This is a genomic window from Shewanella sp. 433, from assembly GCF_059338565.1.
On record NZ_CM181703.1, the window covers coordinates 1938945 to 1964178 of the forward strand.

General features: G+C 45.8%; 17 protein-coding genes. 8 read left to right on the forward strand and 9 right to left on the reverse strand.

Going from position 1 to position 25234, the window contains the following annotated elements; translation table 11 throughout:
• Positions 1-65: 65 nt before the first annotated feature.
• Positions 66-803, reverse strand: a complete 738-nt coding sequence (locus AC5YB1_RS08515; RefSeq protein ID WP_494521475.1) for a YciK family oxidoreductase — start codon at positions 801-803, stop codon at positions 66-68.
• 261 nt (positions 804-1064) lie between these two features.
• Here AC5YB1_RS08515 and AC5YB1_RS08520 point away from each other — a divergent pair, with 261 nt between their 5' ends.
• From AC5YB1_RS08520 to AC5YB1_RS08530, 3 genes are all read left to right on the forward strand, one after another.
• Positions 1065-3596: a VolA/Pla-1 family phospholipase gene (locus AC5YB1_RS08520; protein WP_494521476.1), complete on the forward strand. Its 2532-nt coding sequence runs from the start codon at positions 1065-1067 to the stop codon at positions 3594-3596.
• A gap of 134 nt (positions 3597-3730) precedes the next feature.
• Positions 3731-4762 carry a protease SohB gene (sohB, locus tag AC5YB1_RS08525; protein WP_494521477.1) on the forward strand — a complete coding sequence of 344 codons (1032 nt, stop codon included), beginning with the start codon at positions 3731-3733 and terminating at the stop codon, positions 4760-4762.
• 202 nt (positions 4763-4964) lie between these two features.
• Complete coding sequence (locus AC5YB1_RS08530; RefSeq protein WP_494521478.1) at positions 4965-5987, forward strand: AraC family transcriptional regulator; 1023 nt, start codon at positions 4965-4967, stop codon at positions 5985-5987.
• 81 nt (positions 5988-6068) lie between these two features.
• Here the strand turns inward: AC5YB1_RS08530 and AC5YB1_RS08535 are convergent, their stop codons facing one another.
• On the reverse strand, positions 6069-8717 hold the full coding sequence (locus tag AC5YB1_RS08535) for a parallel beta-helix domain-containing protein (protein ID WP_494521479.1): 2649 nt from the start codon (positions 8715-8717) through the stop codon (positions 6069-6071).
• Positions 8718-9038: 321 nt separating this feature from the next.
• Complete coding sequence (locus tag AC5YB1_RS08540) at positions 9039-9608, reverse strand: arylesterase (RefSeq protein WP_494521480.1); 570 nt, start codon at positions 9606-9608, stop codon at positions 9039-9041.
• 58 nt (positions 9609-9666) lie between these two features.
• Here AC5YB1_RS08540 and AC5YB1_RS08545 point away from each other — a divergent pair, with 58 nt between their 5' ends.
• On the forward strand, positions 9667-10404 hold the full coding sequence (locus tag AC5YB1_RS08545) for an ABC transporter ATP-binding protein (RefSeq protein WP_494521481.1): 738 nt from the start codon (positions 9667-9669) through the stop codon (positions 10402-10404).
• A complete protein-coding gene (locus tag AC5YB1_RS08550) occupies positions 10404-12854 on the forward strand; it encodes an ABC transporter permease (RefSeq protein WP_494521482.1) in 2451 nt (816 codons plus the stop codon). Before AC5YB1_RS08545 ends, AC5YB1_RS08550 begins: the two co-directional genes overlap by 1 nt.
• Before the next feature lie 85 nt (positions 12855-12939).
• Here the strand turns inward: AC5YB1_RS08550 and AC5YB1_RS08555 are convergent, their stop codons facing one another.
• The gene (locus tag AC5YB1_RS08555) at positions 12940-13863 is read right to left on the reverse strand and encodes a TIGR01777 family oxidoreductase (RefSeq protein ID WP_494521483.1); all 924 of its coding nucleotides are present in this window, start codon (positions 13861-13863) and stop codon (positions 12940-12942) included.
• Between the two features lie 473 nt (positions 13864-14336).
• Between AC5YB1_RS08555 and AC5YB1_RS08560 the strand changes: the two genes are divergently transcribed.
• Together AC5YB1_RS08560 and AC5YB1_RS08565 are read left to right on the forward strand one after the other, a co-directional pair.
• Positions 14337-15431 carry an AI-2E family transporter gene (locus AC5YB1_RS08560; protein WP_494521484.1) on the forward strand — a complete coding sequence of 365 codons (1095 nt, stop codon included), beginning with the start codon at positions 14337-14339 and terminating at the stop codon, positions 15429-15431.
• 20 nt (positions 15432-15451) lie between these two features.
• Positions 15452-16378 carry a class I SAM-dependent methyltransferase gene (locus AC5YB1_RS08565; protein WP_494521485.1) on the forward strand — a complete coding sequence of 309 codons (927 nt, stop codon included), beginning with the start codon at positions 15452-15454 and terminating at the stop codon, positions 16376-16378.
• A 551-nt stretch (positions 16379-16929) separates the two neighbouring features.
• On the opposite strand, the gene AC5YB1_RS08570 is transcribed toward AC5YB1_RS08565, so the two are convergent.
• The 3 genes from AC5YB1_RS08570 to ackA form a co-directional block, all read right to left on the reverse strand.
• Positions 16930-17361 carry a nuclear transport factor 2 family protein gene (locus AC5YB1_RS08570; RefSeq protein ID WP_494521486.1) on the reverse strand — a complete coding sequence of 144 codons (432 nt, stop codon included), beginning with the start codon at positions 17359-17361 and terminating at the stop codon, positions 16930-16932.
• Positions 17362-17881: 520 nt separating this feature from the next.
• Positions 17882-20020 (reverse strand): phosphate acetyltransferase, encoded by a 2139-nt coding sequence (pta, locus tag AC5YB1_RS08575; RefSeq protein ID WP_494521487.1) that lies wholly within the window; start codon positions 20018-20020, stop codon positions 17882-17884.
• Positions 20021-20100: 80 nt separating this feature from the next.
• Positions 20101-21300, reverse strand: coding sequence for an acetate kinase (gene ackA, locus AC5YB1_RS08580; RefSeq protein WP_494521488.1), 1200 nt, complete (start codon positions 21298-21300; stop codon positions 20101-20103).
• 196 nt (positions 21301-21496) lie between these two features.
• Between ackA and yfbV the strand changes: the two genes are divergently transcribed.
• Positions 21497-21940: a terminus macrodomain insulation protein YfbV gene (yfbV, locus tag AC5YB1_RS08585; protein WP_494521489.1), complete on the forward strand. Its 444-nt coding sequence runs from the start codon at positions 21497-21499 to the stop codon at positions 21938-21940.
• A gap of 3 nt (positions 21941-21943) precedes the next feature.
• Here yfbV and pflA read toward each other — a convergent pair whose 3' ends face one another.
• Both pflA and pflB read right to left on the reverse strand, forming a co-directional pair.
• Positions 21944-22684, reverse strand: a complete 741-nt coding sequence (gene pflA, locus AC5YB1_RS08590; protein ID WP_494521490.1) for a pyruvate formate lyase 1-activating protein — start codon at positions 22682-22684, stop codon at positions 21944-21946.
• Between the two features lie 96 nt (positions 22685-22780).
• Complete coding sequence (pflB, locus tag AC5YB1_RS08595) at positions 22781-25063, reverse strand: formate C-acetyltransferase (protein ID WP_494521491.1); 2283 nt, start codon at positions 25061-25063, stop codon at positions 22781-22783.
• Positions 25064-25234: the final 171 nt, after the last annotated feature.

Consider the following 25234-nt stretch of genomic DNA (forward strand, 5'->3'; position numbering starts at 1 on the left):
AATTTTTATAGTTGATGCATAGAAAAGGGAAGCGCAAGCTTCCCTTTTTTTATAATTCAATCAGGCTATTGGGCGTTAAATTGCTGGCCTGTAATGTCACTAGAGTCATCACCCATTAGGTATAAGTAGGTTGGCATGAGCTCTTCTGGGGTTTTCAAGGTTTGTGGGTTTTCTGCTGGGTAGGCGTTGGCCCGCATACCTGTGCGAGTCGCCCCAGGGTTGATGCTATTGGCGCGCAGGGAAGTCCCTTGGTATTCATGGGCAATGGATTGCATCATGCCTTCAGTGGCGAATTTTGAAATAGCATATTCGCCCCAAAATGCGCGGCCCTGACGGCCAACACTGCTTGAGGTAAAAATGAGCGATGCCGATGGTGCTTTCTTCATCACGGGTAATAATGCCTTGGTCATCATGATCTCGGCAACCACGTTGACTTGCAATACATCTCTTACCGAATCGAGTGAGATATGCTCAAATGGCCCTAACACACCTAATAAGCTGGCATTGTGCAGTAAACCATCTAGGTGGCCAAATTGCTGTTCTATGGTTTCGGCCATATCGATATAGTTTTGCTCAGTAGCGCCTTTTAAATCTAATGGCACAATAGCAGGTGTTGGGTAACCGGCTTGTTCAATTTGATCATATACGGCTTCAAGCTTTTTGACCGTTTTGCCTAATAAGATCACCGTGGCGCCATGCTCAGCGTATGCCAGTGCAGCGGCGCGTCCAATGCCATCACCTGCACCAGTAACCAATATGGTTTTATCTTTAAGTAAATCTTTTGCTGCCTGATATTCCAACATGAGTTAATTTTTCCTATTAGCGGAATTACCCGCCATTTCTATGATTTATTACAGTCAAAAACAGTTGTTTAAAACAAACGATTAAGTTGCGACCTTTTCTAGCACCCCCTTGTTGTGACAAAAATGTAGCTAACTCAATAATTTTACGTTAACTTGAGCTGAGATAGGGGCTGAAAAAGTCCTACGGGTCACGCAAGGAAGACTATTGTGACCAATTTTTGGGGAAAACAAAATTATTACAACAAGATTTGGGGAAAAAAGATGAAAAGACTCTTTTTGGGTGTCGCAATAGCATCCGCGTTAGGAATGACAGGTTGTAGCGAGGATAGTGTTGAGCAATTAGCGGATAAGACCGAACCGTTGACTCCTCAATCAACAATAGTATTTGATCCGGCCAATGGGGCAGTGCCGTTACCTAACGATCTGCTCTTTAGTGGTACGCTCGATGGTACCATCACTATTCCTAAAAGTTCAGATCCCGATGCGCCAAGTGAGGCGAAAGGTGATTACACTGATCCCACAATAGCGCTAGGGGCATTGGATGGTTGGTCTACCACCTCGCCAATTTCGATTAATGTTGCTCTGGCGACTAACAGTGAAGGCGAAGCGCTGACATTAGATGCCGCCTCTGTTGCTCAGCCTGGCGCTGTGCGATTGTTTGAAGCGACGGTCGGCGGGCCACTTTCAACCGATCCCGAATGCCAAGCGGCAGCTTCAGCATCGGCCTGTAAAGTGGGCGATGAGCTGCAATTTGGTATTGATTTTGTCACAACCACATCGGGTAGCACCATTGCCGTTATTCCGCTTAAACCACTTAAAGCCAATCAATCTTATATTTATGCTACCACCAATCTGGTACACGATTCAGAGGGCCGTGCGCTTGCGCCATCTTCGACTTACGGCTTGTTAAAGCTTGATATTGAAACCAAGCCGTTAGAGACACCTGAGCAGTTAATGCTACAAGGTTTAGTTAATAGTTATGAAAAAGGCATTGCCGCTGCCCACGGTGTTGACTCTTCAAGCATCAGTTATTCTGCTTTGTTTACCACTCAAGCGATCAGTGATGTCTATGAGACCACTAAGTTATTGATGTTACAAGAAGGTTCTCCATTTGCTCCTTCGATGACAGTCCCCATGCCACATCCGTTAGGCCTTACCGTGGCAGAGGCTGCTGGTTTGACGGAAGCCGATGGTCCTGCTTATGTCGTATCGAACCTTGCCGATGTGTATGTCGCACAGCTGACGTTGCCAACTTATGGGCAGTGTAATTCTGTAAGGTGTGCTGGTAGTATCGATGATGAATGGAGCGCTGGCAGGAATGGCTATTGGAAAGCATTAGGCGATAGCCCTGTCTCGGTACTGCTAGCGCTTCAATCTGGCACAATGAGTCAGCAAAACTTTGGCGCACAAGCGGTGGCACACGGTATCGATCCGAGTCAAGGATTGGCTAACCCAGCGTTGCTGGCAGGTAAAACGTGGCTGCTCGATGATGGCACTGCCGCCGATAAAGCCAAGCATTTGACTAAATTTAATCCGATCCCAGCACCAACGGGGAGTGAAACTGTACCTGTACTTATCTCTATGCCAAATGCAGAGAGATTAGCCGCTTTTTATACCGCACAAGGTTTACCCTTTACTGCTCCTACTGCTGGTTGGCCGACAACAATTGCCATGCATGGCTTAGGCGGGGGTAAAGAGATGTCACTTGCCTATGCCGGAAGCTATGCCGCCATGGGCGTTGCGACTATTGCTATCGATATGCCGCTGCACGGTGCGCGTTCATTTGATGCTGATGGCGATGGTACCTATGAAGTATCGGCGACAGACCCGTCATATGGTGCCGTTGTCGGGACGCCAGATGCATTTACAAATGCAAGTCCACTAGTCTTTATCAACATCGGCAGTACCTTGTCGGTCAGAGATAATTTCAGACAAGCGACTGTCGATCATTTAGGTCTTCGTGCGGCATTGACCGGATTAGCGGGCGGCCTAGCCGCTGCGCAGATGCCACAGAAGTTCGACATTACTAAAATTAGCGCGCAAGGCTTGAGTCTTGGGGCGATAGTCGGTACTGACTTTGCCACCTATGCCAGCACAGGTTTAACGCACCCAGAAAATGGTGCCGATTTAAGCTATGTACATAAGCTCAATGCGGTATCGCTCGTTGCGCCAGCGGGTGGTGTTGCTGGTACCTTTATCGGTTCAGCGACTTTTGGTCCAGTACTGTTTAACAATGTTACTGCCACTGAAACGTTCCAAACTTTAGTGGATGAAGCCAATAAGAGCACCAACTATGAACCAGGTTCGCCTGAATATGCAGCGCTTGTTCAGGCGGTATACGCACAGTTCCTGCCGACGTTTGCGTTTGCTGTACAAACAGCGGTGGATGGCATGGATCCAATTAACCACGCCGCAGCGTTAAAGGCGACAGGTTTGCCGGTTCATTTAATTGAAATTGCAGGTGATGGTAGCAACTTACCGGATCAAGTATTACCCAATAGCGTTGAGAACTTCCCTGTTTCAGGTACAGAGCCGTTAATCGCAAGTCTCGGTCTTGAGTGTGTCGATACGACCACTGCTGGCTCGGGTGCGGTGCGCTTTAGTAAGGGTCATCATAGCTCTATCATCAGCCCAAGTGAGATCCCTGGTGTCACAGATGGTAAAGCGGGCGCTGCAACGGCAGAGATGCAGCAGCAAGTTGCCACTTTCGCCTTAACGGCCGGTAAGCAGCAGGCGTCTATCTTAATTCAAGATGCGTCGGTGATTCAACCGTGCCCAGTTGCCGCTCAGTAGCGATTTGAATAATTAGATAAAAAGCCCAGCATATGCTGGGTTTTTTTTATCACTGCATTTGTTATTCAAAGTAGTACTGATAGAATAACGGCCACATTTTTAGGGTAGTAATAGAGCCTCAAACGGAGTTTATTTTGGATTTTTTGTACGAGTATGGATTATTCCTTGCCAAGGCAGTCACTATCGTTATCGCCATTATCGCGGTAGTGGTGGTGATATTGGCGTCTGCGATTAAACAGAAAGCAGATAAAGGCGAATTAAAACTGACTAATTTGTCTGAAGAGTTACAGTCATTAAAGCACGATTTAAAAGAAGAGCTGCTGTCAAAGAAGCAGTTTAAGGCTTACGAAAAGCAATGTAAGGCGCAAGATAAAGCAAAAGAAAAGGCGGAAAAAAACCATGCTGATACACAGGTAGATCCTAGGGTATTTGTCATTGACTTTAAAGGCAGTCTTGACGCCAGTGAAGTGGCATCACTGCGTGAAGAGATCAGCGCTATTTTAACCATTGCCGAAGCTGGCGATGAGGTGGTAGTGAATGTGGAAAGCGGCGGTGGTATGGTCCACGGTTACGGTTTGGCATCCAGTCAGCTAGATCGATTGCGCAGTGCAAATATCCCGCTCACTATCTGTGTGGATAAAGTCGCTGCCAGTGGTGGTTACATGATGGCGTGCGTTGCCGATAAGATTTACGCAGCACCGTTTGCTATCGTAGGCTCTATTGGTGTGGTTGCTCAAATTCCTAATTTTAATCGCTTACTGAAAAAGCATGATATCGATTATGAGCAACATACAGCGGGTGACTTTAAACGAACCTTGACTCTTTTTGGGGAAAACACCGATGAGGGACGTGAAAAGTTTCAGCAAGAACTAGAAGAAACCCATGTATTATTTAAAGGGTTTATCGCGAAATACCGCCCTAAACTTGATCTTGATAAAGTGGCGACGGGTGAGCATTGGTATGGTCAGCAAGCCATAGCATTAGGATTAATCGATGCGTTATCTACTAGCGATGATGTGATTATGAATCTGGCTAAAGATAAAACCGTAATTAAAGTGCGCTATCGATTGAAGAAAAAGTTGGCAGATAAAATTGCCCATGGTGCATCGCTCTGTGTAAATGCCATTTTTAATCGTATGGCTGAAAAAAATCAACCAATGAGTTGATCACTTCTCGGCATATTTTAAGACCCGCTTAAGGCGGGTTTTTTATTGGTTCTCTGTCTTGATCGCAATAGCGTTAATGTTTAATTGTTAAGTTTTGGTTAATGGTGGTGTTCATTGCTGGTTTATTCTTATATAAATAATAAACACTAATTTAGTGCTCAGTTGATAAAGAGCCGGTAATGAATAAAAGTACGCTAACTCTATGAACTTTCCCCGACGCTTTGAAGCAACACTCATGGTTGGCGATCAACCTTACCCCGCATATGAACTTCGTAATTTACTGATGTTTGTCGCACAATATTATGGTGAAAGGCACCAGATGCGGTTATGCCAAGAGATTGGTATTGGTTTAAGTGAAGTGTCACAAATGCAATTTGTGTCGGTATGGCAGGTGGATTACGCCATGGCTTATTTAAGTCAGTTAGATGCCAATCTCGAGTTAGGAGCGAAATTAGGGGCAAGTTGTCGCTTACAGGATCTGGGCTATATCTTGCATCATTTATCGACGTGTGCGACCTTAGGTGATTGTTTAAATTTTGTGATTTCGTCTCCGCAGTTGGTGGGCAGTGTCTCTGATACCTTACTGGGTAATGGTAAGCAAGTATTGTCATTACGCTGGTTAAATACCGCTAAAATTGCTAGAGGACACTTTAGATTACAGTTTTTAAATAGTGTTTGTTCGATGCTCGCCATCGCACGGCAACTGACTTTACAGCCGATAGTGCTGGAGCAACTGTGTTTAGTCGATAAACAAGTTACTCATTCGAGCTGCGATTTTTTACCACACTATACTCAGGCCAATGTGCGATATAACAGCCCGTTTTATGAATGGTCTATTAATCGACAGCAACTCGCGCTGCCCATATGCTTTGATTTTCATGCTATCTCTTTTGAACGTAATTACGTGGCGACACCTTCTTTTATCGAGTCAATATTATGTGAGTTAAAGCGTGGCTTTCCGGATACCCCCAAACTGCAACAAATGGCCACAATACACAATGTTTCGGCACGAACCCTTAGGCGACGGTTAGCATTGGCGGGCACCAGTTATCAGAAATTGATTGACCAAGTACGTTGCCAAACCGCAATTGCGTTAATCGTGCAGGGAGATTGCAGTACGCAGGAAATAGCTGAATTGATGGGATTTGGAGAAGTCAGTCATTTTCGACAAAGCTTTAAGCATTGGTTGGGTTACCCTCCAGGGTATTTTAAGCGTCAGCTTTAGTTATCATTAGAACTGAATTGACCGAGTGTATTGCTGTAGTGAAGTAAGGCTGCCACAAGGCAGCCTTACGGTTTTAGCGTGTTACAGTGAGCAACTTGCACGAGGTAAACGATTAATCCACTGTGCAATCAAAGCACTACCTTCGGCATGAGATAGACTGCGGCCAATCTCTGGCATGCGATCGCCTGGTGTGGTGCTATGCATCCTAAAATGGAGGATTGAGGTTTCAGCGCTGCCCGGTACGATATCGTAGCTTAGCGTGCCGCCTCCATAAGCCACTGGTGATTTACAGGTACCGTGTGCATATCCACTGTCTTCGTCGTAAGCTCGCCAAAACTCAAGCTTTAGTCCGGTATTAGAGGCATTGCCTTCTGGGCGGTGACAATGAGCGCAGTTAATATCTAGGTAGCCCTTAGCTTTATGCATTAATTCGGCATCAGAGAGGCTGGTTAAATCCAACTCATCTCCGTCGTTAAATGATGGTACCTTAGCTATGCTATTTATCTCAGGTACACCTTGTAAAATGCCCGCTGACTGCCATTTTAACAACTGATTCATATTGCCATCACTATAAACATAATCTTTATTGAGGTGACGAGCTTTAGGACCTATAGGGACAAACACTGCCTGACTGGTATCATCGGCTTTAAATTGATGACATTGCTTACATTGATTCATGCTCGGCACCACATAGTCAAAGCTTAAGTTTTCGCCTTTGTGAATGAGCTGTTTGGCTTGAATGGCACCCGCTTTAGCTAAAATCGCATCATTTTGCTCGGCGTTATACACATATGGTAAGGCTGACCAACCTGACGCGCGTCTAATCAGTAAGCGGGTCTCAACTAAGCTCTCATTATCGACCCCACGTTGAGCGGTATCAGCTGGTAGGGCAAAGGTTTTGGCTATCACGGTTCCCACGGGGAAATCCATGCTTTCGTTGGCAGAATAGCTAGCAAATAACCCCTCTGGGACGAAAACAAAACGGTACTTACTGGAATAGTCAGTAAATAGCTCGGTATTAAGATCATATGGCAGGCCCTCAGAGTTTGCTCCTGTTGTTGGATCACTCGGATCGGCAAATAAGTTGTAGTCAGATAAATTAGGGCAGTTAGAGGCTAACAGCGCGCTCCAATTGACTCCGCTATCGTTCGACTGACATAAGCTTAAATCGCCATCGCCGATTAAGTCCGCTTCACCTTCACCTATGGAGCCCCCGCCGCCGATTAAGACTCCGCCATCACAACCTGCGACGCTATCGTCAACGCCGCAACCGAAGATTTGATCACCAAAAGTGACCGTGTGGACCGGAAGGCTCACTTGAGCACAGTTCATTAATGCCGCTTGTTTACTTTCGTATAAGACATCCACAATATTGATATCGGTATTACTGTTAGCGTACAGACGGCCGAAAGAGACATCCCCATTGTTACTCGCGCAGACATTATCGCTACCATCGTCAGCAAAGGGCATCTCTTTTAGGCCTAAATAAGCGGCGCTGCCATTATTGGCTAAGAGTTCACCAAGGCCATCATAAAGTACTCCTGGAAAGGCACCATGAGTGAACAAATAAGCTTTGATGATGTCATTAATCAAGTAACCGTTGGGTTTTCTCCCGTACTCGCTGATAAAGTTATCATGCAGATAAATATTGCGTGGGGTCGCGCGCCAACCATCTTCGATAGACTGACCCGGCTGACCATAATTACCAACAAAAGTGGCCATATCAGGCTCGGCAATGAAGAAACTGGATATGGTGACCCCCAGCGTGTCATGATCCGTTATTTGATTGTTGAAAATTTCAACATCACTCGTGGATAAAATGATTATCCCTGTCCCTGGGGGAACAATGTGAACACCTGCCGGATTAGCTGAGGCGTTGGCGAAATTGGGGGTGTTGTTATCGTATATTTTGTTATTAAATATTCTGACACTTGAGCCATATCTATGGTTATTAATGGGTAAATCAAATACCAGAATGCCGCCGGTATTGCCCATGGCCTCATTATCGTAAACGTCGGCGTATTTAGAGTTTTCGATTTCAATCCCCGCAACATTTTCTTTGGCAATATTACGTCGCACAACGATATATTGAGATTGACCAACATAAATACCAGCGTCAGCACTGCCTCGCACATAGGTATCTTCAATCAGAATATTTTCACATTCAACAGGGTATAGGCCATAAGCGCCATTATTTTCGTCTAGCGCACCTTCCCAGATAGTGGCGAGGCGCCGTAGTATGATGCCATTGGTATTTTTGAGTTTAATACCATTATTTTTGGCTTCGTTAACCGATAGATCTTGGATGATAATGTTGACAGCATTTTGCACAAAAATACCGTCACCACTTATTGATTCTGAAAAGTTAAGTACGGTTTCCTCCATACCGTAACCCATAATCGTAATGTTTTTAGCATAAGCCCCATCGCCATCAACATCACCATCAAATAGCAAAGTTGACTCAATATTAAAGGTGCCTTTTGGCAGTACAATCACATCATTACTTTGTGCATTAATCAGTGCTTCTTGAATTCGGGTTGTTAGGTTATCACCTGCAGCAATCATTATTGCACCATCCGGAAAGCCTGCACTAGGATCATCGGGAATGGTGGCAGTCGGTGGCGCAGTGACTGTAGGGGTATCATCATCTTGAGAGCAGGCTGCAAGTGACATTGCGACAGCACCTGCAATGAGAGTGGTGATTAACCACTTAGGGCGGTTGTTGAACATGGTTTCTCCTCATTATTTTTCTTATAGCTGTCCTAGCTTGCCCTGACATCGTAGATATTCAATATGAGATCTGGCCAACATTTTATTAACATTTGGTGTGGTAGGCAATTTGCCCCGCAAAGAAGTGGTAACTATTATTCAGTCATCGCATTTTTACATAATTAAAATAGATGGTTAGCGGTATTTATAATCCAGCGGATCGGCTCTATTTACGGCGAGGCGAATATCAGGAGGGGGATGTGCAATTTATCTCTTTAGAGGTAGGGAGGTTTAGTCTCCCTACGATTAACCATAGCGTCAACACACGCCATAGGGTTGATCCTAAAGCGACGCGGGCTGCGTATCTAACAGCCAAGGCTGCACAAAGTCGGCAATCTGCGGTTGAGCAGCTTGGTTAGGATGGATACCATCGGCCTGCATGAGGTGAGGGTGTATGGCAATATCTGTCATAAAAAAGGGCATTAAAGTCACTTGATGCTCCTTGGCTAAGTCTTGATAAACTTGAGTAAATATTTTGGCGTAACGCGGTCCATAGTTAGGTGGTACCATGACCTCACTTAATAGCACTTTAGCGCCTGCTTGTTTACTCAGGCTGATCATTTCGGCAAGATTAGTCTTTAGCTGCTTGGGTGAAAAACCGCGCAGACCGTCGTTACCACCGAGTTCGATAAGCACCAGTTTGGGCTTAACTGATTTCAGCAGCCCTGGTAACCGACGAAGGCCGCCTGCGGAGGTTTCTCCGCTGACAGAGCCATTGACTATGGTTTTATCGGGCATTTTTTGTTGCAACAGATGCACCCAACCTTGATCTTGCTCCATACCATAACTGGCACTTAGGCTATCACCTAGTATCAAGATTGGGCTAGCATGGACAGGGGTCATATTGAGCATTAGGCCGAGGCCGAGCAGTCGCAACACAACATTTAAGCGAAGGATGAATAGGGATTTTATGTCAGACAATAGCGCTATCACGGTAAATAATCTCATTAAGTCAGTGGCTACCCAAGAGGGAGAGCTTACTATCCTCAACGGCATCAAGATGGATGTCAAGTTAGGCGAGAGTGTGGCGATCCTCGGCCCCTCGGGATCGGGTAAATCGACCTTGCTTGGGTTACTGGCGGCATTGGACTCACCGACGTCTGGCGAGATATATCTCGATGGTGTCGCATTGCACGGTCTTGATGAAGAAGGTAAAGCGAGGTTGAGGAAGGAAAAGGTTAGCTTTATTTTTCAATCGTTTATGCTAGTAGATACCCTCAATGCATTAGAAAATGTGATGTTGCCGGCAGAGTTATCAGGGGTTGAGCGTGCCCGTGAAAAGGCCGAAGCTATGCTCGAGCGCGTTGGTTTAAGTCATCGTTTAACCCATTTTCCTAACCAGTTATCGGGGGGAGAGCAACAACGTGTCGCGATTGCGCGGGCGTTTATCTGCGAGCCTAAGGTGCTGTTTGCCGATGAGCCTACGGGTAATCTCGATGGTGCCAACAGCGACAAGGTCGCTGATATGTTATTTGAACTTAACCGTGATAGTGACACGACCTTGGTTTTAGTCACCCATGATCTGCAGCTGGCTAACCGCTGTGAGCGTCAATTTATTATGCAGGCAGGAGTGTTAACTGAGCCAGATGAAACGCTGCAAACCGCTTCCCATGAGTCAGATAAGTTGGCATCGATGGAGGCAAGTTAATGGAGATGCGCATTGCATGGAAGTTATTTAAGCGTGAGCTGTTTCAGGGCCAACTTCTGCTGATCATCTTAGCCATTACCCTAGCAGTATTATCAGTCACAGGGCTAGCACGGGTAAGCGAGCGATTACAAATTGCCATCAATGGGCAGGCGTCTAAATTTATTGCCGCCGACCGTATTATCAATTCGCCAACGCCCATCGACAGCGAGATTTTAGCTATAGCAGATACCCTAGGGCTCGCGCACGCTCAGAGCATGCAGTTTAATTCCATGGTGTTTGCTAACGATAATTTTCAGCTGGTTACCGTCCGTGCGGTAGATTCAAATTACCCGTTAAAAGGTCAAATCGAGTTAATTGATGGCGTGACCAATACCTTACCGCAAGCAGACACCTTATGGTATGAGACGCGTCTGGGTGGCATATTAAGTTACCCCAGCTCACTTGAGATTGGTAATGCCGAATTTCACCTGGGCGCCGAGATAGCGCGTCTACCCGATGCGGGTTTTAATCCTTTTGCTTCGTCACCTGTGGTATTGATGCGTCTCGAGGACGTGGGGAAAACGGGGGTGATTCAACCAGGCAGCCGAGTCAGTTATATTCATCAGTTTGCGGGCGATGCCGATAAGCTAACCTCATTTGAAGAGGCCGTTAAACCGCTGCTTAACAACAGCCAACGCTGGGTCGATGTGCAATCGGGGGATTCTCCCATTGCCAGTGCGGTTAAACGGGCGGAGCGTTTTTTACTCTTGGCCAGTTTACTGGGTATCGCACTTGCCTGCGCCGCTATTGGTATTGCGGCTCAGCGCTATTGTCAGCGCCATTTTGACGTCGTCGCTATGCTTAAAACCTTCGGCGCATCGAGCCAGCAAATTCGCGTGTTATTTGGCGTGCATCTCTTACTTGTCACCAGTTTAGGCATTATTTTAGGGCTACTTGGTGGGCTCGCGCTTGATGCAATGTTAACCGCTTATTTACCTCAAGCGATTGCCGACTATGACGCACCCTTGGCTCGGCCGCTTTTATTGGGCGTAGCAACCGGGCTTATTTCGGCGTTTATGTTTTCGGCTTATCCGCTGATGCGCTTGTTATCGATTCCGCCATTAAGGGTGCTGCAGCGGCAGCTTGAAGGCGTGCAGTTTGGCATGTGGTTACACCTAGTTTTGAGTGTCGGTGCCATGGCCTTGTTAGGTTATTTGTATTCGCAAAGCCTTGCGCTGACCATGACAGTTGTTGCTGGTGTATTGTTGTTAGGAATACTGCTGAGTCTCTTTGGTTTTGTGCTTATCAGGGCTGGTCACAGCGTAGGCATGAAAACTACCAATCCTATGCAATTGGCATTAGCAGGTCTGCGCCGTCGAGCAAAACAGAATGCGGTACAACTGGTGGGCTTTAGTAGTGCGTTAGTACTCTTGTTGACTATCATTGCGTTGCGTCAAGACCTGCTCAATGAGTGGCAACAGCAGCTGCCAGAGGGGTCACCTAATTACTTTTTAGTCAATATTGCTCCTGATGAGCAGCAAGCCCTTAATGAGTACTTTAGTCAAAATGCGATAAAGGCTACCGATATTTATCCGGTGATCCGTGGACGTTTGGTGCAGATCAATGGCGAAGACTTGATTTCATCGGCTCAAGCCGATGCGGGCGATCAAGGCCGGGTGGGAATATCCAGAGAGCTCAACCTGACCTGGCGTGATAATTTACCTCCTAATAACGATCTGTTATCGGGCACATTTAACCAAGACAGTGATGAGGTATCAATTGAGTCTGGCGTCGCAGAACGCTTGGGCGTTGATTTAGGTGATGCATTAACTTTTGAAATAGATAATCAAAGGTTCACGGTGAACATTGCCAGTATACGTGCGGTGCACTGGGAAACCTTACAGCCCAACTTTTTTATGATTTTCACCCAAGAGGCGTTAGCGCCTTTTGCGTATACCTCCATGGCTAGCTTTTATCTTGAAGACAGTCAAAAGCATCTGGTACTTGAGTTGATTAAACGCTTTCCAACCGTGTCGATTATTGATGTGGGCGCCATGGTTAAGCAGTTGCGTGAGATCATCGACCAAGTGTCGTTATCGCTCACCTTAGTGCTGGTTCTGGTATTGCTCGCCAGTAGTTTAGTGATGGTGGCGCAAACGGAAGCGGGCATGGCAACGCGCCAACGCGAACTTGCCGTGTTAAGGACGTTTGGCGCATCGGGCTGGTTATTGCGCATGGCGACCGCACTAGAATTTGCCTTATTGGGGCTGATAGCCGGGGTGATGGCTGTGGTTGTGGCCGAATTCACCTTGTATCTGTTAAAGACCCAAGTGTTTGAGCTTGTTGTGTATATGCATTGGGATTGGTGGATATTAGCGCCACTGTCTGGCGCCGTAATTGTGGCTTTGTTAGGCACCTGGCGTTGCCGTCAATTACTGCAAAAGTCGTGTGGTGAGTTACTCAAAGCTTGAGCATAAAAATAGAGGCCGGTGATTCCGTCAGGGATCGCTGGCCTCTTGTGTCAGCGCGGTAGCTTAGACACTGTCATCTATACCGTTAATCATGTTGTATTAATGCGGTTAGTGCCTCGGGTAGTTGTGGGTATGTAAACTGATAACCCGCTGCTAATGCACGATTAGGGTAGACATATTGCCCCTCGAGTAGCAATTGTGAAAGCTCACCTAAAGCAATATTCAGCGCCATAGCAGGCATAGGTAAAAAAGTGGGTCGATGCAGCACTTTGCCTAATGCTTTAGTAAAGTCTTTATTACTCACCGGATTGGGCGCCGTGCCGTTAAAAATGCCACTACACTTATCATTGCGGAGTAAGAAAAGGATGAGTTCCACTAAATCCGCTTGATGTATCCAGCTCATCCCTTGCTTGCCTGAGCCGATAATGCCTCCACCGCCCATTTTAAAGGGCAGTAACATCTTTTTCAGCGCGCCGCCGTCAAGGCCTAGCACTAAACCAATGCGTACAATACAAACCCGTGTGCAGTCAGCGGCTTCCAGTGCTAATTCCTCCCAGTGTGAACAGACTCGATGGGCAAAATCAGTAGAATGGCTAGCTTCATGCTGCTGAGTTAACTCAAAACTCTCATCAATTAAGGTGTGATCATCATGATTACCGTAGATCCCAATCGCCGAACCACTAATAAACACCGACGGCGGATGTTGACTGGCGTTAAACAGTTGGCTGAGCCGTGCGGTGATATCCCAACGGCTGTGACAAATTTTCTGTTTTTGCTCTAAGGTCCAACGCTTGTCGGCAATTGGCTCGCCCGCAAGGTTAATCACTGCATCGAATCCGTCTAGCGAGGATAACGCACTGAGGTTGCCAAGGAGCCGATGTTGATGGCCCAGCTCGAGATGTGCTTTACCCGCGGAGCGGGTCAATATGGTGATGTCATTATCGGCGCTTAATGCCTTAACGAGTTGCCGCCCGATAAAGCCCGTGCCTCCCGTGATGAGTATTTTCATGGTTGCTCCACTTTTTTGTGCGTTATCAAAAATATACACTAACTATTATCGTTAGGATCATATTATTGCTAATAATTTAATCGGCGCTAATATCTAGGCAATGACGCAAGGTTGTTAAGAACAAGGTATTGGTGCCCGTTTGAGCTGCACTGTCGGGATAACCTGAGTGTTTGGGTTAGAGTGTATGAGTGACTATGATATTTAATGGCTAATTAAGTCATTATGTTGTTTGCTAAAGCGGTGATCCACAGTTTCTGCTAAGGTGTTGGTTGCAATCAAAGTAATGATTTATTTAATCATAGTGCGATAATTTAATTCACTATGGTGAAACCAAGGTTGAATGATTTGGTTTGAAGTAAGTGGTGTTAGTCGATAAATGAAGATAGCGTTAGGTGACCATTTGCAGTGTGGTGGTATCTTAATACAATTCACACTTTATCATTTTATAGTTTATTTATAAGGATATTATGTAGATGGCTCGATTTGAAAACCAAGGCGTCGCATTTAAAGGTTTTGCCATTATGGCCTTTATAGTGGTGATTTTAGCTGGTATGAAGGCGGCTAGCCCGATAGTGGTACCATTTGTATTATCGGCTTTTATTGCGGCTATCTGTAATCCTGCAATTAATGGGATGACCCGACTTAAGATCCCTAGGGCGATTGCGATTTTCTTTATGATGGTATTTATCGTACTGATGGGACTTTGGATGGCTTCACTAGTAGGCAGTTCTATCAACGAGTTTTCACGTCAGTTACCGCAATATCGTGACCAGTTAGTCGAACAATTCGCCTGGATTTTGACGAAATTACAAACGTTAAATATTGAGTTATCACGTGAGCAGATCTTGGCTTATTTTGATCCAGGTGCCGCTCTGTCAATGACCAGCAATATGTTGTCTAGTGTGGGCGGGGTGATGGCTAATCTGTTTTTGATCATCCTAACCGTCGTCTTTATGTGGTCTGAAGCGGAAAGTTTACCTAAAAAATTACACTTCGCCTTGGATGATCCTGACATGCGCTTAAAGCAGATCGATAAATTTCTGCATTCAGTCAATCAATATATGGTGATTAAAACCCTAGTTAGCCTAGGGACAGGTATCATAGTTGGCATAGGCTTGACTGTGATTGGCGTGGATTACGCATTACTGTGGGCGGTGGTGGCGTTTCTGTTTAACTATATTCCCAATATTGGCTCGATTATCGCGGCTATTCCTGCTGTATTGCTAGCGTTTATTCAGGTTGGACCTGCCGCCGCTGGCGGAACAGCATTGCTCTATTTAGCAACCAATATGGTGATGGGCAATGTAGTGGAACCTAAATATATGGGTCGAGGGTTAGGCTTATCGACCTTGGTTGTTTTTTTATCATTAATTTTTTGGGGATGGCTATTAGGTTCGGTTGGCATGTTGTTATCTGTGCCGCTGACGATGATTGTCAAGATTGCCCTAGAGTCGAGTGAGAGTGGTGGCTGGTTAGCTGTATTATTGGCCGATAAGGTCGATGAGGTGGCTGATATCGCTGATATCGCTACCGATGAATCAGTGGCTGACAATGATAGTCAGGCTTAATTAATAGGTTATAAAATTTAATGCAATTATTTGTACAAGCATTGCAACACGCTACTTTTGGTGATGATGCAGAGCGCCTTTTTCATGGCCGTGGTGGTATGTTTACTGGGTGTGAGCACCTATGTTTAGATTGGTTTCCTCCGGTATTACTTTTAACCAGTTTTAAGGCCATCGATGATGAGGAAATTAAGGTATTAACAACGGCAATCTCTCAGCGCTGGCACCAACTTAAAGGGCAAGAGGCCCTTAACTTGGTATTTCAACACCGTTGTGGCGGTCAGACAGAAACCCAACTGCTTCAAGGTGAAGTCCCTGAACCCCATTATGTTACTGAGAATGAGGCACAGTTTCAGGTGCACCTGTTAAGAGGGCAGAATCACGGTTTATTTCTCGATATGCGAGCGGGTAGGGCCTGGGTGAAGCAACACGCTAAGCAGCGGAAAGTACTTAATCTATTCGCTTATACCTGTGGCTTTTCAGTGATGGCACTGCAAGGTGGTGCCGATGAAGTGGTTAATATCGACATGAGTAAGGGCGCGTTGAGTATTGGTAAGCAAAACCATCTGCGTAACGGTTTTGCTCATGGCGCCCGCTTTTTAGGCCATGACATTTTTAAATCATGGGGCAAACTAACTAAATTTGGGCCTTATGATCTGATTATTGCCGATCCGCCGAGTAATCAGCGTGGCAGTTTTGTTGCAACAAAAGACTACGCCAGATTATTAAGGCGTCTTCCCAGCCTCTTATCTGAAGAGGGAGATATTTTGCTGTGTCTAAATGCACCTGAACTGGATATCGATTTTTTGATGCAACAGGTGGCAGAACAGAGTCCTAGCTTAGCGTTTATTGAGCAGTTGGCTAACCCTGAAGTGTATTGCGATAAAGATCCCAATAAAGCCCTTAAAGTGCTGCGTTATCAGCATAAGAAGGATAGCGCCCTAACATAATTATTGAATAGGAGATTTTACTTATTCAAGACTATGGCGTAGCGTCATAGTCTTGCTCTCAATATCACTTATGCTTTTGACTAAAAATATAGTTATTATGTGGGCTAAAAACGTATGTCAATCTGAAAGTCTTTCAGGTTTTGTCGATATCCTCTGTGTGAAGTGGTTTTTTAACCTTTAAGTGGAAACGCTTTTGAAAGTTTTCTGTAAGTCGGCGTTTTTTGATGTTAGTATGCACGCCATAGTTTGCTGAGAGGCAGATTAATACCCAAGGCAAAATGCGTTCATAAAGCATGCCTGTATCCTACAATACTATCTGGAGTCGTTATGGAAGCACATGATTACGAAAGCGCATATTACCAAGTTCAAGATGAAGTGATGGAATCACTGCCTGTTGAAATGGATGAAGAAACGTTTTTGGATAAGGGATTATGTTAATTGCTAACGCCATAACTGAGTCAGCGTTATCCTATCCACAATGTGCATAAGGCCGATTTCAGATAAAAATAGCAATCATCAGGTTGCTATTTTTTTTGCTTTTTATCAATAACCTAATTTAAATTACCTTTCTCAGGTAATATCTCAACTATTACCCAGCGGTTATCTATTTTATGTAATCTAATAGTACGGTCATCTATCCATTGCTGCCCGTCTTTTTGGCCGAAGAGCTTCACTATGACCGTAATGTCTTTGGTGAATTTACGAAAAAAATCGATATCAATCTCTTCTATTTCTAGCGTGACATTTGTCATTGATAGATTGAGTACATGGCGTTGTACCGCTGAGGCGATATAGTAATGCTGCAGGACTTGCTGCATTGGCTCATCGACATATTGCAGCGCTTGTTCTACATTCCTATCGACATAGATGGCGTTGAAAAATCCCAATGACACCTGCTCCGGGGTTTGTATTCCCTTCATCGGATCGCTACCCTGACCACAACCAGCAAGTAAAACCATCACCAAAAAAAGTAAGTTTCTCATAAAGTTTATATAGGTAAGTTTGTTAAATAGTATCGCGACTCTGCATTGACTTGGCAAGGGGTAGAGCTACTCGCCGTTGCCTGTGTGTAGGTTAGATCTACGAACAGATTTGGATGTCGATAAATTAACCAGTCGTTTTCTCTACAAGGGAGCAAAGCTACCAAGGTTAAGTGTCATCATCAAGGTGTACAGTCGATAAGAATGCACGTTAACCTGCCGCGGTACCAATTTTAAGGTCTGTCGCCACAAATTGCTTGACTATGGCGCAGCAGTCAGGCATATCTTAATGAATAACTTATTGCGGTTATCCACAGAATCTGTGGACAACTATGTTGAAGACTAGATGCATAACTTTTAAGTCGTTGAACTTAATTGATAATAACTATTGGTTAAATTTTGACGCATTGTGATTTTGATTGAGTTATTTGTCCTTTTCTAATATTTTTTTATTTCCAATAATAAAAAAGCCTGTCGATTGACAGGCTTTTTTGTGGGTAACGACTTACCTTGGGATCATGGCTTAACTTTGTGAAGCTTGAATCGCGGTCAGTGCGATGGTGTAGACGATATCATCGACTAATGCACCACGTGAAAGGTCGTTAACCGGCTTGCGCATACCTTGCAGCATAGGACCGATACTAATCAAGTCAGCACTTCGCTGTACGGCTTTGTAAGTGGTGTTACCGGTATTTAGGTCTGGGAACACAAATACAGTCGCTTGACCAGCTACAGGGCTGTTTGGTGCTTTAGAGCGGGCCACATTAGGCATAACTGCTGCGTCATATTGCAGTGGTCCGTCGATGATCAGATCGGGACGCTTCTCTTTGGCGATACGTGTGGCTTCACGCACTTTGTCTACATCAGATCCTGTGCCCGAGCTACCCGTTGAGTAGCTGATCATTGCCACGCGAGGCTCAATACCGAATGCTGCTGCGCTTTCCGCTGACTGAATGGCGATATCGGCCAGTTGCTCTGCATTTGGATCTGGATTAATCGCACAGTCACCGTACACCAGCACTTGATCTGGCATCAACATAAAGAAGATAGAAGAGACTAAGCTTGAACCCGGCGCGGTTTTAATTAACTGCAGCGGTGGGCGAATAGTGTTTGCTGTGGTGTTAACGGCACCCGAAACGATACCGTCAACTTCACCTTGGGCTAACATCATAGTCCCAAGAACCATGTTGTCTTCAAGCTGTTCACGCGCGACGACTTCAGTCAGCCCCTTGTGACGACGAAGATCGAGCATAGGCTCAACATAACGCTCGCGCACGGATTCTGGCTCAACAATTTCAACGCCATCGCCCAGTGTAACGCCTTGTTGGTTGGCGATACGCAAGATCTCTTCGCGATTACCTAGTAGTACACAACGAGCGATACCGCGCTGTGCACAAATGGCAGCCGCTTCGATGGTTCTAGGTTCGTCGCCCTCGGGTAATACCACGGTTTTAGCCGCAGCACGCGCCATTTCAGTCAGCTTGTAACGGAAAGCCGGTGGTGAGAGTCTGTGTTCGCGAGGTGAGTTTTCGGTCACACTCTCTACCCAGTTTTGGTCGATATGGCTAGCCACATACTCTTGTACCTGTTCGATACGCACGGCGTCATCGACAGGCACTTCATGATCAAAACGTTGAATATTAAGTGATGTTTGCCATGTGTTAGTGTCGATAAGGAACACAGGCAAACCCGTTTCAAAGGCTTGCTCACACAATGCCATAATCTCAGGCTCTGGCTCATAGCTACCCGTGAGCAGCAGTGCGCCAACCTTGACCCCGTTCATTGCTGCTAGGCAAGCCGATACAATCACATCTGAGCGATCGCCCGAGGTGACTAACAATGAGTCGGTTTTAATGTGGGTGACCATGTTAGGAATACTGCGCGCGCAGAAGGTGACTTTGCGCAAGCGGCGGGTATGCATTTCGCCAGCGTTAATGATGCGCGCGCGTAAGTGCTTAGCCAGATCCGATGCCCGTGGCGCGACCAGATCTAAGTTGTAAGGTACGCTGCCTAGAATACGCAGTTTACTCTTACCTGGCAGTTGGAACATGCTTGCTGGATTGGGGCGCTGCACATCTTGATGGTCAAATACTTCAGACAGATCAGGGCGAGCACGACCTTCATCATCAACAGGTGCGCCGATCTTGTTGATAATCGCGCCGATAATGCGTTTGTTTTTAATGCCGCCCCAAGCGTTGAATGCAATTTCAAGGCGGTTCATCAGTGCCGTTGGGGTTTCATTTCCCGGCGCTGCGACGAAAATAATATCCGCATCAAGTGCTTTGGCAATCTGATAGTTGATGTCGTCAGAGAACGGATGGTTTCGGGTTTGCACTAAACCTTCGACAATCAATGTTTCACTGGCATCGGCACATTCAGTAGCACGCGCAATGATCTGTTCCATTAACACATCGGTTTGATCGTTGCGGATCAGGTTTTCAGCGTGAGCCATATCGAACGGCTCAAGCGGGTTTACTGTAGGCGACTTACTTAAAATAGTGGTCGAACGTTCAGGGCCTGTATCGGTTGGACGCTGCTGAGCGATAGGCTTAAAAAAACGCACCTTGACGCCGTGGCGCTCTAACGCACGAACCATACCGAGACTGATAGACGTTAAGCCTACACCAGTGCCGTTAGGTATGAGCATGATATTACGAGACATAAATACCTCTAGTTACCCTGCAAGTTAACACTTGCAGGTCAATTTACGCTTAGGCGAGACGGGTTAATCCCGACTCACTATTATTTATTGAGCAGTGATACCGCGTCTTCGGCGATAACCCACTCTTCATTGGTTGGAATAACCATGGCGATTGGGCTATTGTCAGTGGTTATCCGACCTTGGTTGCCAAAACGTGCTGCGGTGTTACGTTCTTTATCCACTTCGAAATTGAAGATAGAAAGTAAGTTAAGCACTTTTTCACGGATAAGATCGGAGTTTTCACCAATACCGCCGGTAAAGACCAATGCGTCTAGGCGGCCGAGTGGCACAGTATAAGAGGCGATATACTTGGCTAAACGATAGCAGAAAATTTCCAATGCCAGTGTCGCGCCTTTATGGCCATTTTGATAACCTTCTTCGATGCCACGGCAGTCATTGGTCAGTTCAGAAATGCCCAGTAGGCCACTTTGCTTGTTCATCAAGTTGTTGACTTCATCTGCAGTGTAGCCAAGTTGATGAATTAGGTGATATACGATAGAAGGGTCCATATCACCACAACGTGTGCCCATCACTAAGCCTTCAAGCGGTGTTAAGCCCATTGAGGTATCAACACTCTTACCGCCTTTAATCGCTGTAACAGATGCACCGTTGCCTAAGTGGGCGCAGATAACATTGGTGTCGCTCAGTTCTGTACCTAAGGCTTTCGCCGCTTCACGGCTAACGAATAGGTGACTGGTACCATGTGCGCCATAACGACGGATACCGTGCTCACGGTATAGTTTATATGGCAGTGCATAGATGTATGCATGTTCAGGCATGGTTTGGTGGAAAGCAGTATCAAATACAGCAACTTGTGGTAGCTCAGGGAAAGATGCTTGTGCAGCGCGAATACCGATCAGGTGAGCAGGGTTGTGCAGCGGTGCAAATACTGCGCTGTCCTCAACCCCCTTAAGCACGGTTTCATCAATAATGACTGACTGAGTGTATTTCTCGCCGCCATGAACGATACGGTGACCAATCGCTTGGATCTTTTCTGCAATTTGCGGATGTTCACCCAATATTTTGGTTACGATGAACTCAACTGCTTCACGGTGAGCGGTAAAAGCGCCTAATTTGGCTTCAGATTTAGCGCCGTTAACCTTCCACTTAATACGTGAGTCTTCAAGACCAAAGCACTCTGCTAAGCCAGAGATCTGGTCATCACCTGTGAGGGCATCAATAATAGCAAACTTCAATGAAGAACTGCCGCAGTTAAGTACCAATACCAGTTTATTTGACATGTTTAAAACCTTTTGCAAAGTAGATGAATCGGGTGCGTTCACCAAAATGTAATGGCTGCATTAATATGTAGTGCAAACCACGTGTTTTGCCCATTAATGGGGCTGATAAACTACCTTAAGCCAGTCGTGAGTACTTGGGACTCTTAAACCGATTGTGCTATGGTAAAGGCAGTGTCTCAAAGTTTAGGTGTCATCATTGACAGTAAAAGTGTTTAAGACCTTAGGGGACGGTCGTCGTTATATGAAAACGTGGCCCATGGTCAAACAACTTAGTTTTTATTTCCCAGAGTATCGCGTTGTCAGGGCGACTCAACTGGCGTTACGCTTGATGCCGTTGTTAGCCATTATTGCTGCTGGCAGTCAACTTTATCTCTATGGTTGGGCTTTTTTACCGCAAGCCATTACCATTGCGTTGTTTTTTATCAGTTTACCTATCCAAGGTTTATTTTGGCTCGGCTGGCGAGCCACGCATCCGTTACCGTTAAGCTTGCTCGATTGGTGTAATAATTTATCAATCAAACTGCAAAGCATGGGTGTTGCTTGTGCCCCTTTAGGGGCAAAAGCATGTTATCTCGATATGGCGGTGATTTTAAAAATGGCCTTTGAACGTCTCGATAACAGTTACTGGGAAAATCTATAGTGATTAATAAACTGCATTGATCCCAGCATCTAAAAAAATCTGTTTTATCTGTTCCATTGTGTCGCGACTCGGGGGCGAAATATGGCTCAGTTGATACTCTTCACCTAAGGCTTCCCATTTGTGTTTACCGAGTTCGTGATAGGGCAATAACTCAACCTTTTCAACGTTACTCATGGGTTTAATAAACTCAGCGAGGCTTTTAGCTGAGTCAATATCATCAGTAAATCCACCGACAACCACATAGCGTATCCATGTTTTTTGTTGGCGTTTTTGAAGGTACTGCGCAAATTGCAGGGTGCGATGATTACTGACTTGGGTTAATTCGATGTGCTTGGCATCATCAATATGTTTGATATCCAGTAGCACTAAATCTGTGTTATCGAGCAGCTCGTCAATAACAGGGGTGTATTTACGGACAAAGCCGTTTGTGTCCAAACAGGTGTGGATACCTTGGGTTTTACAGGCATGGAAGAGGGCGGCAACAAACTCGGCTTGCAGTATGGCTTCACCACCGCTGGCGGTTACCCCACCACCGCTCGATTCGAGAAACGGGCGATAGCTAATGATCTGTTCCATTAGCTCATCGACCTCGACTTCACGACCACCATGCAGATCCCACGTATCACGGTTATGGCAGTATTGGCAGCGCATTAAACAGCCCTGCATAAAGGCAATAAACCTTATGCCTGGACCATCAACTGTACCAAAGGATTCGAGCGAATGAATCCGGCCTTTTACTGTCATTACGACTCCTAAGTAAAGTAGGCTGTGCTAAATTAGCCGCACAGCCTATCTTAAATTCACCAAAAATCCACCGTTAATACTAGGGATTGCCTAGTTTTACATCCCTTTAGTGAAAGTACGTGTAATAACGTCCTGTTGCTGCTCTGGCGTTAGGGCATTAAAGCGCACAGCGTAACCAGAAACACGGATAGTTAGCTGTGGGTACTTATCAGGATTAACGATGGCATCTTCCAGCATTTCGCGGTTCATTACGTTCACGTTGAGGTGCTGACCACCTTCACGAGAATCGTTATGGGCAAAATAGCCATCCATCAGCGCAGCTAGGTTAGTGCGGCGACCATCATCATCTTTACCTAGTGCATTTGGCACGATAGAGAAGGTATAAGAGATACCGTCTTGAGCGTGAGCAAAGGGCAGTTTAGCCACCGAGGTTAATGAAGCGACAGCGCCTTTCTCGTCACGGCCATGCATTGGGTTTGCACCTGGTGCAAACGGCGCACCTGCTTGACGGCCATCGGGTGTCGTGCCTGTTTTCTTACCATAAACCACGTTTGAGGTGATGGTGAGAATTGACTGTGTTGGAATCGCATCGCGGTACATTTTCATGTCACGGATTTTCGCCATGAAGCGCTCAACCAGTTCAGTAGCTAAGTCATCAACGCGTGCATCATTGTTACCAAATTTAGGGTAATCGCCTTCAATGTCGAAATCGATTGCAATGCCGTGCTCGTCACGAATAGGCTTCACTTTGGCAAATTTGATAGCTGACAATGAATCGGCTGCGATAGAAAGGCCCGCGATACCACACGCCATAGTGCGACGAACATCTCTGTCATGTAGTGCCATTAGGGCCGCTTCATAAGAGTACTTATCGTGCATAAAGTGAATGGCATTAAGCGCTGATACATATTGCTTAGCCAACCAATCCATCATGACATCTAAACGTCCCATCACGTCATCAAACTCAAGCACTTCGTCAGTAATAGGCTCAAACTTAGGACCGATTTGGGTCTTGAGTTTTTCATCCATACCGCCGTTGATAGCGTAAAGCATGGTTTTAGCTAGGTTGGCACGTGCGCCGAAGAACTGCATGTGTTTACCCACAACCATAGGGCTAACACAACAAGCAATAGCGTAATCATCAGACTGGAAGTCTGGACGCATCAGATCATCGTTTTCATACTGAATAGAGCTAGTATCGATCGACACCTTAGCACAGTACTTTTTAAAGGTCAGAGGCAGTTTTTCTGACCAAAGCACAGTGATATTTGGCTCTGGGCTTGGGCCCATGTTGTATAACGTATGTAAGAAACGGAAGCTTGATTTGGTCACCAAAGTGCGGCCGTCTAGTCCCATACCAGCGATAGACTCGGTCGCCCAGATTGGATCGCCAGAGAATAGCTCATCGTATTCTGGGGTGCGTAAGAAGCGAACCATACGCAGTTTCATCACGAAATGGTCAACCATTTCTTGCGCTTGTTCTTCGGTGATCAGGCCATTTTTAAGGTCTCGCTCGATATAAATATCAAGGAAGGTCGAAGTACGACCCAGTGACATAGCAGCACCGTTTTGGCTTTTCACTGCCGCAAGGTAACCAAAGTATGTCCATTGAATCGCTTCTTTGGCGTTGGTTGCAGGGCGTGAAATATCAAAACCATAGCTAGCTGCCATCTGCTTCATCTGGCCAAGGGCTTTATGCTGCTCTGCAATCTCTTCGCGCAGTTGCATTGTGGCAGTCAAGTCTTCACCGGCTTCAAATTTTTCTTGTAGCGAGCTAAATTGGGCAAACTTGTCTTGCATCAGATAGTCGATACCGTAGAGCGCGATACGACGGTAGTCACCGATAATACGACCACGGCCATAGGCATCGGGTAATCCGGTAAGGATCCCAGACTTACGACAGCGCATGATCTCTGGGGTGTAGATGTCGAATACACCTTGGTTATGAGTTTTACGTAGCTCTGAATAGATATATTTGATGTTTGGATCTAATTCACGACCGTAGGCAGCGCAAGAGCTTTCTACCATACGGATACCGCCGTTTGGCAACATAGCGCGCTTAAGAGGCGCTTCAGTCTGTAGGCCAACGATGGTTTCTAATTCTTTAGTGATATAACCCGCTTCGTGAGAGGTGATAGTTGATACCTTATCGGTATCAAAATCAACAGGGGCATGGGTGCGGTTTTCTAGCTTAATGCCTTCCATGACCTTGTCCCATAATTTTAGGGTCGCCTCGGTTGGGCCAGCTAGGAATGACTCATCGCCTTCATATGGGGTGTAGTTCGCTTGAATAAAGTCACGTACATTTACTGCAGACTTCCAATCACCAGGAGTAAAACCTTCCCACGCTTTGGTGAACAGCTCAGTTTTTTCGGTCATCGTACTAATACCTTTTGTATTGAGATAAAGGTTATTGGGTAGCGGGTTAACTTTGATTACAAAGATTGCGATACACCAATAGCTAAGTCTTAACAGCTCCCCTCAATGTGTAGCCCTGATGATGGGAACTGATTATCGATTCGTGTTAACGAGTCGATTAAATTCTATACT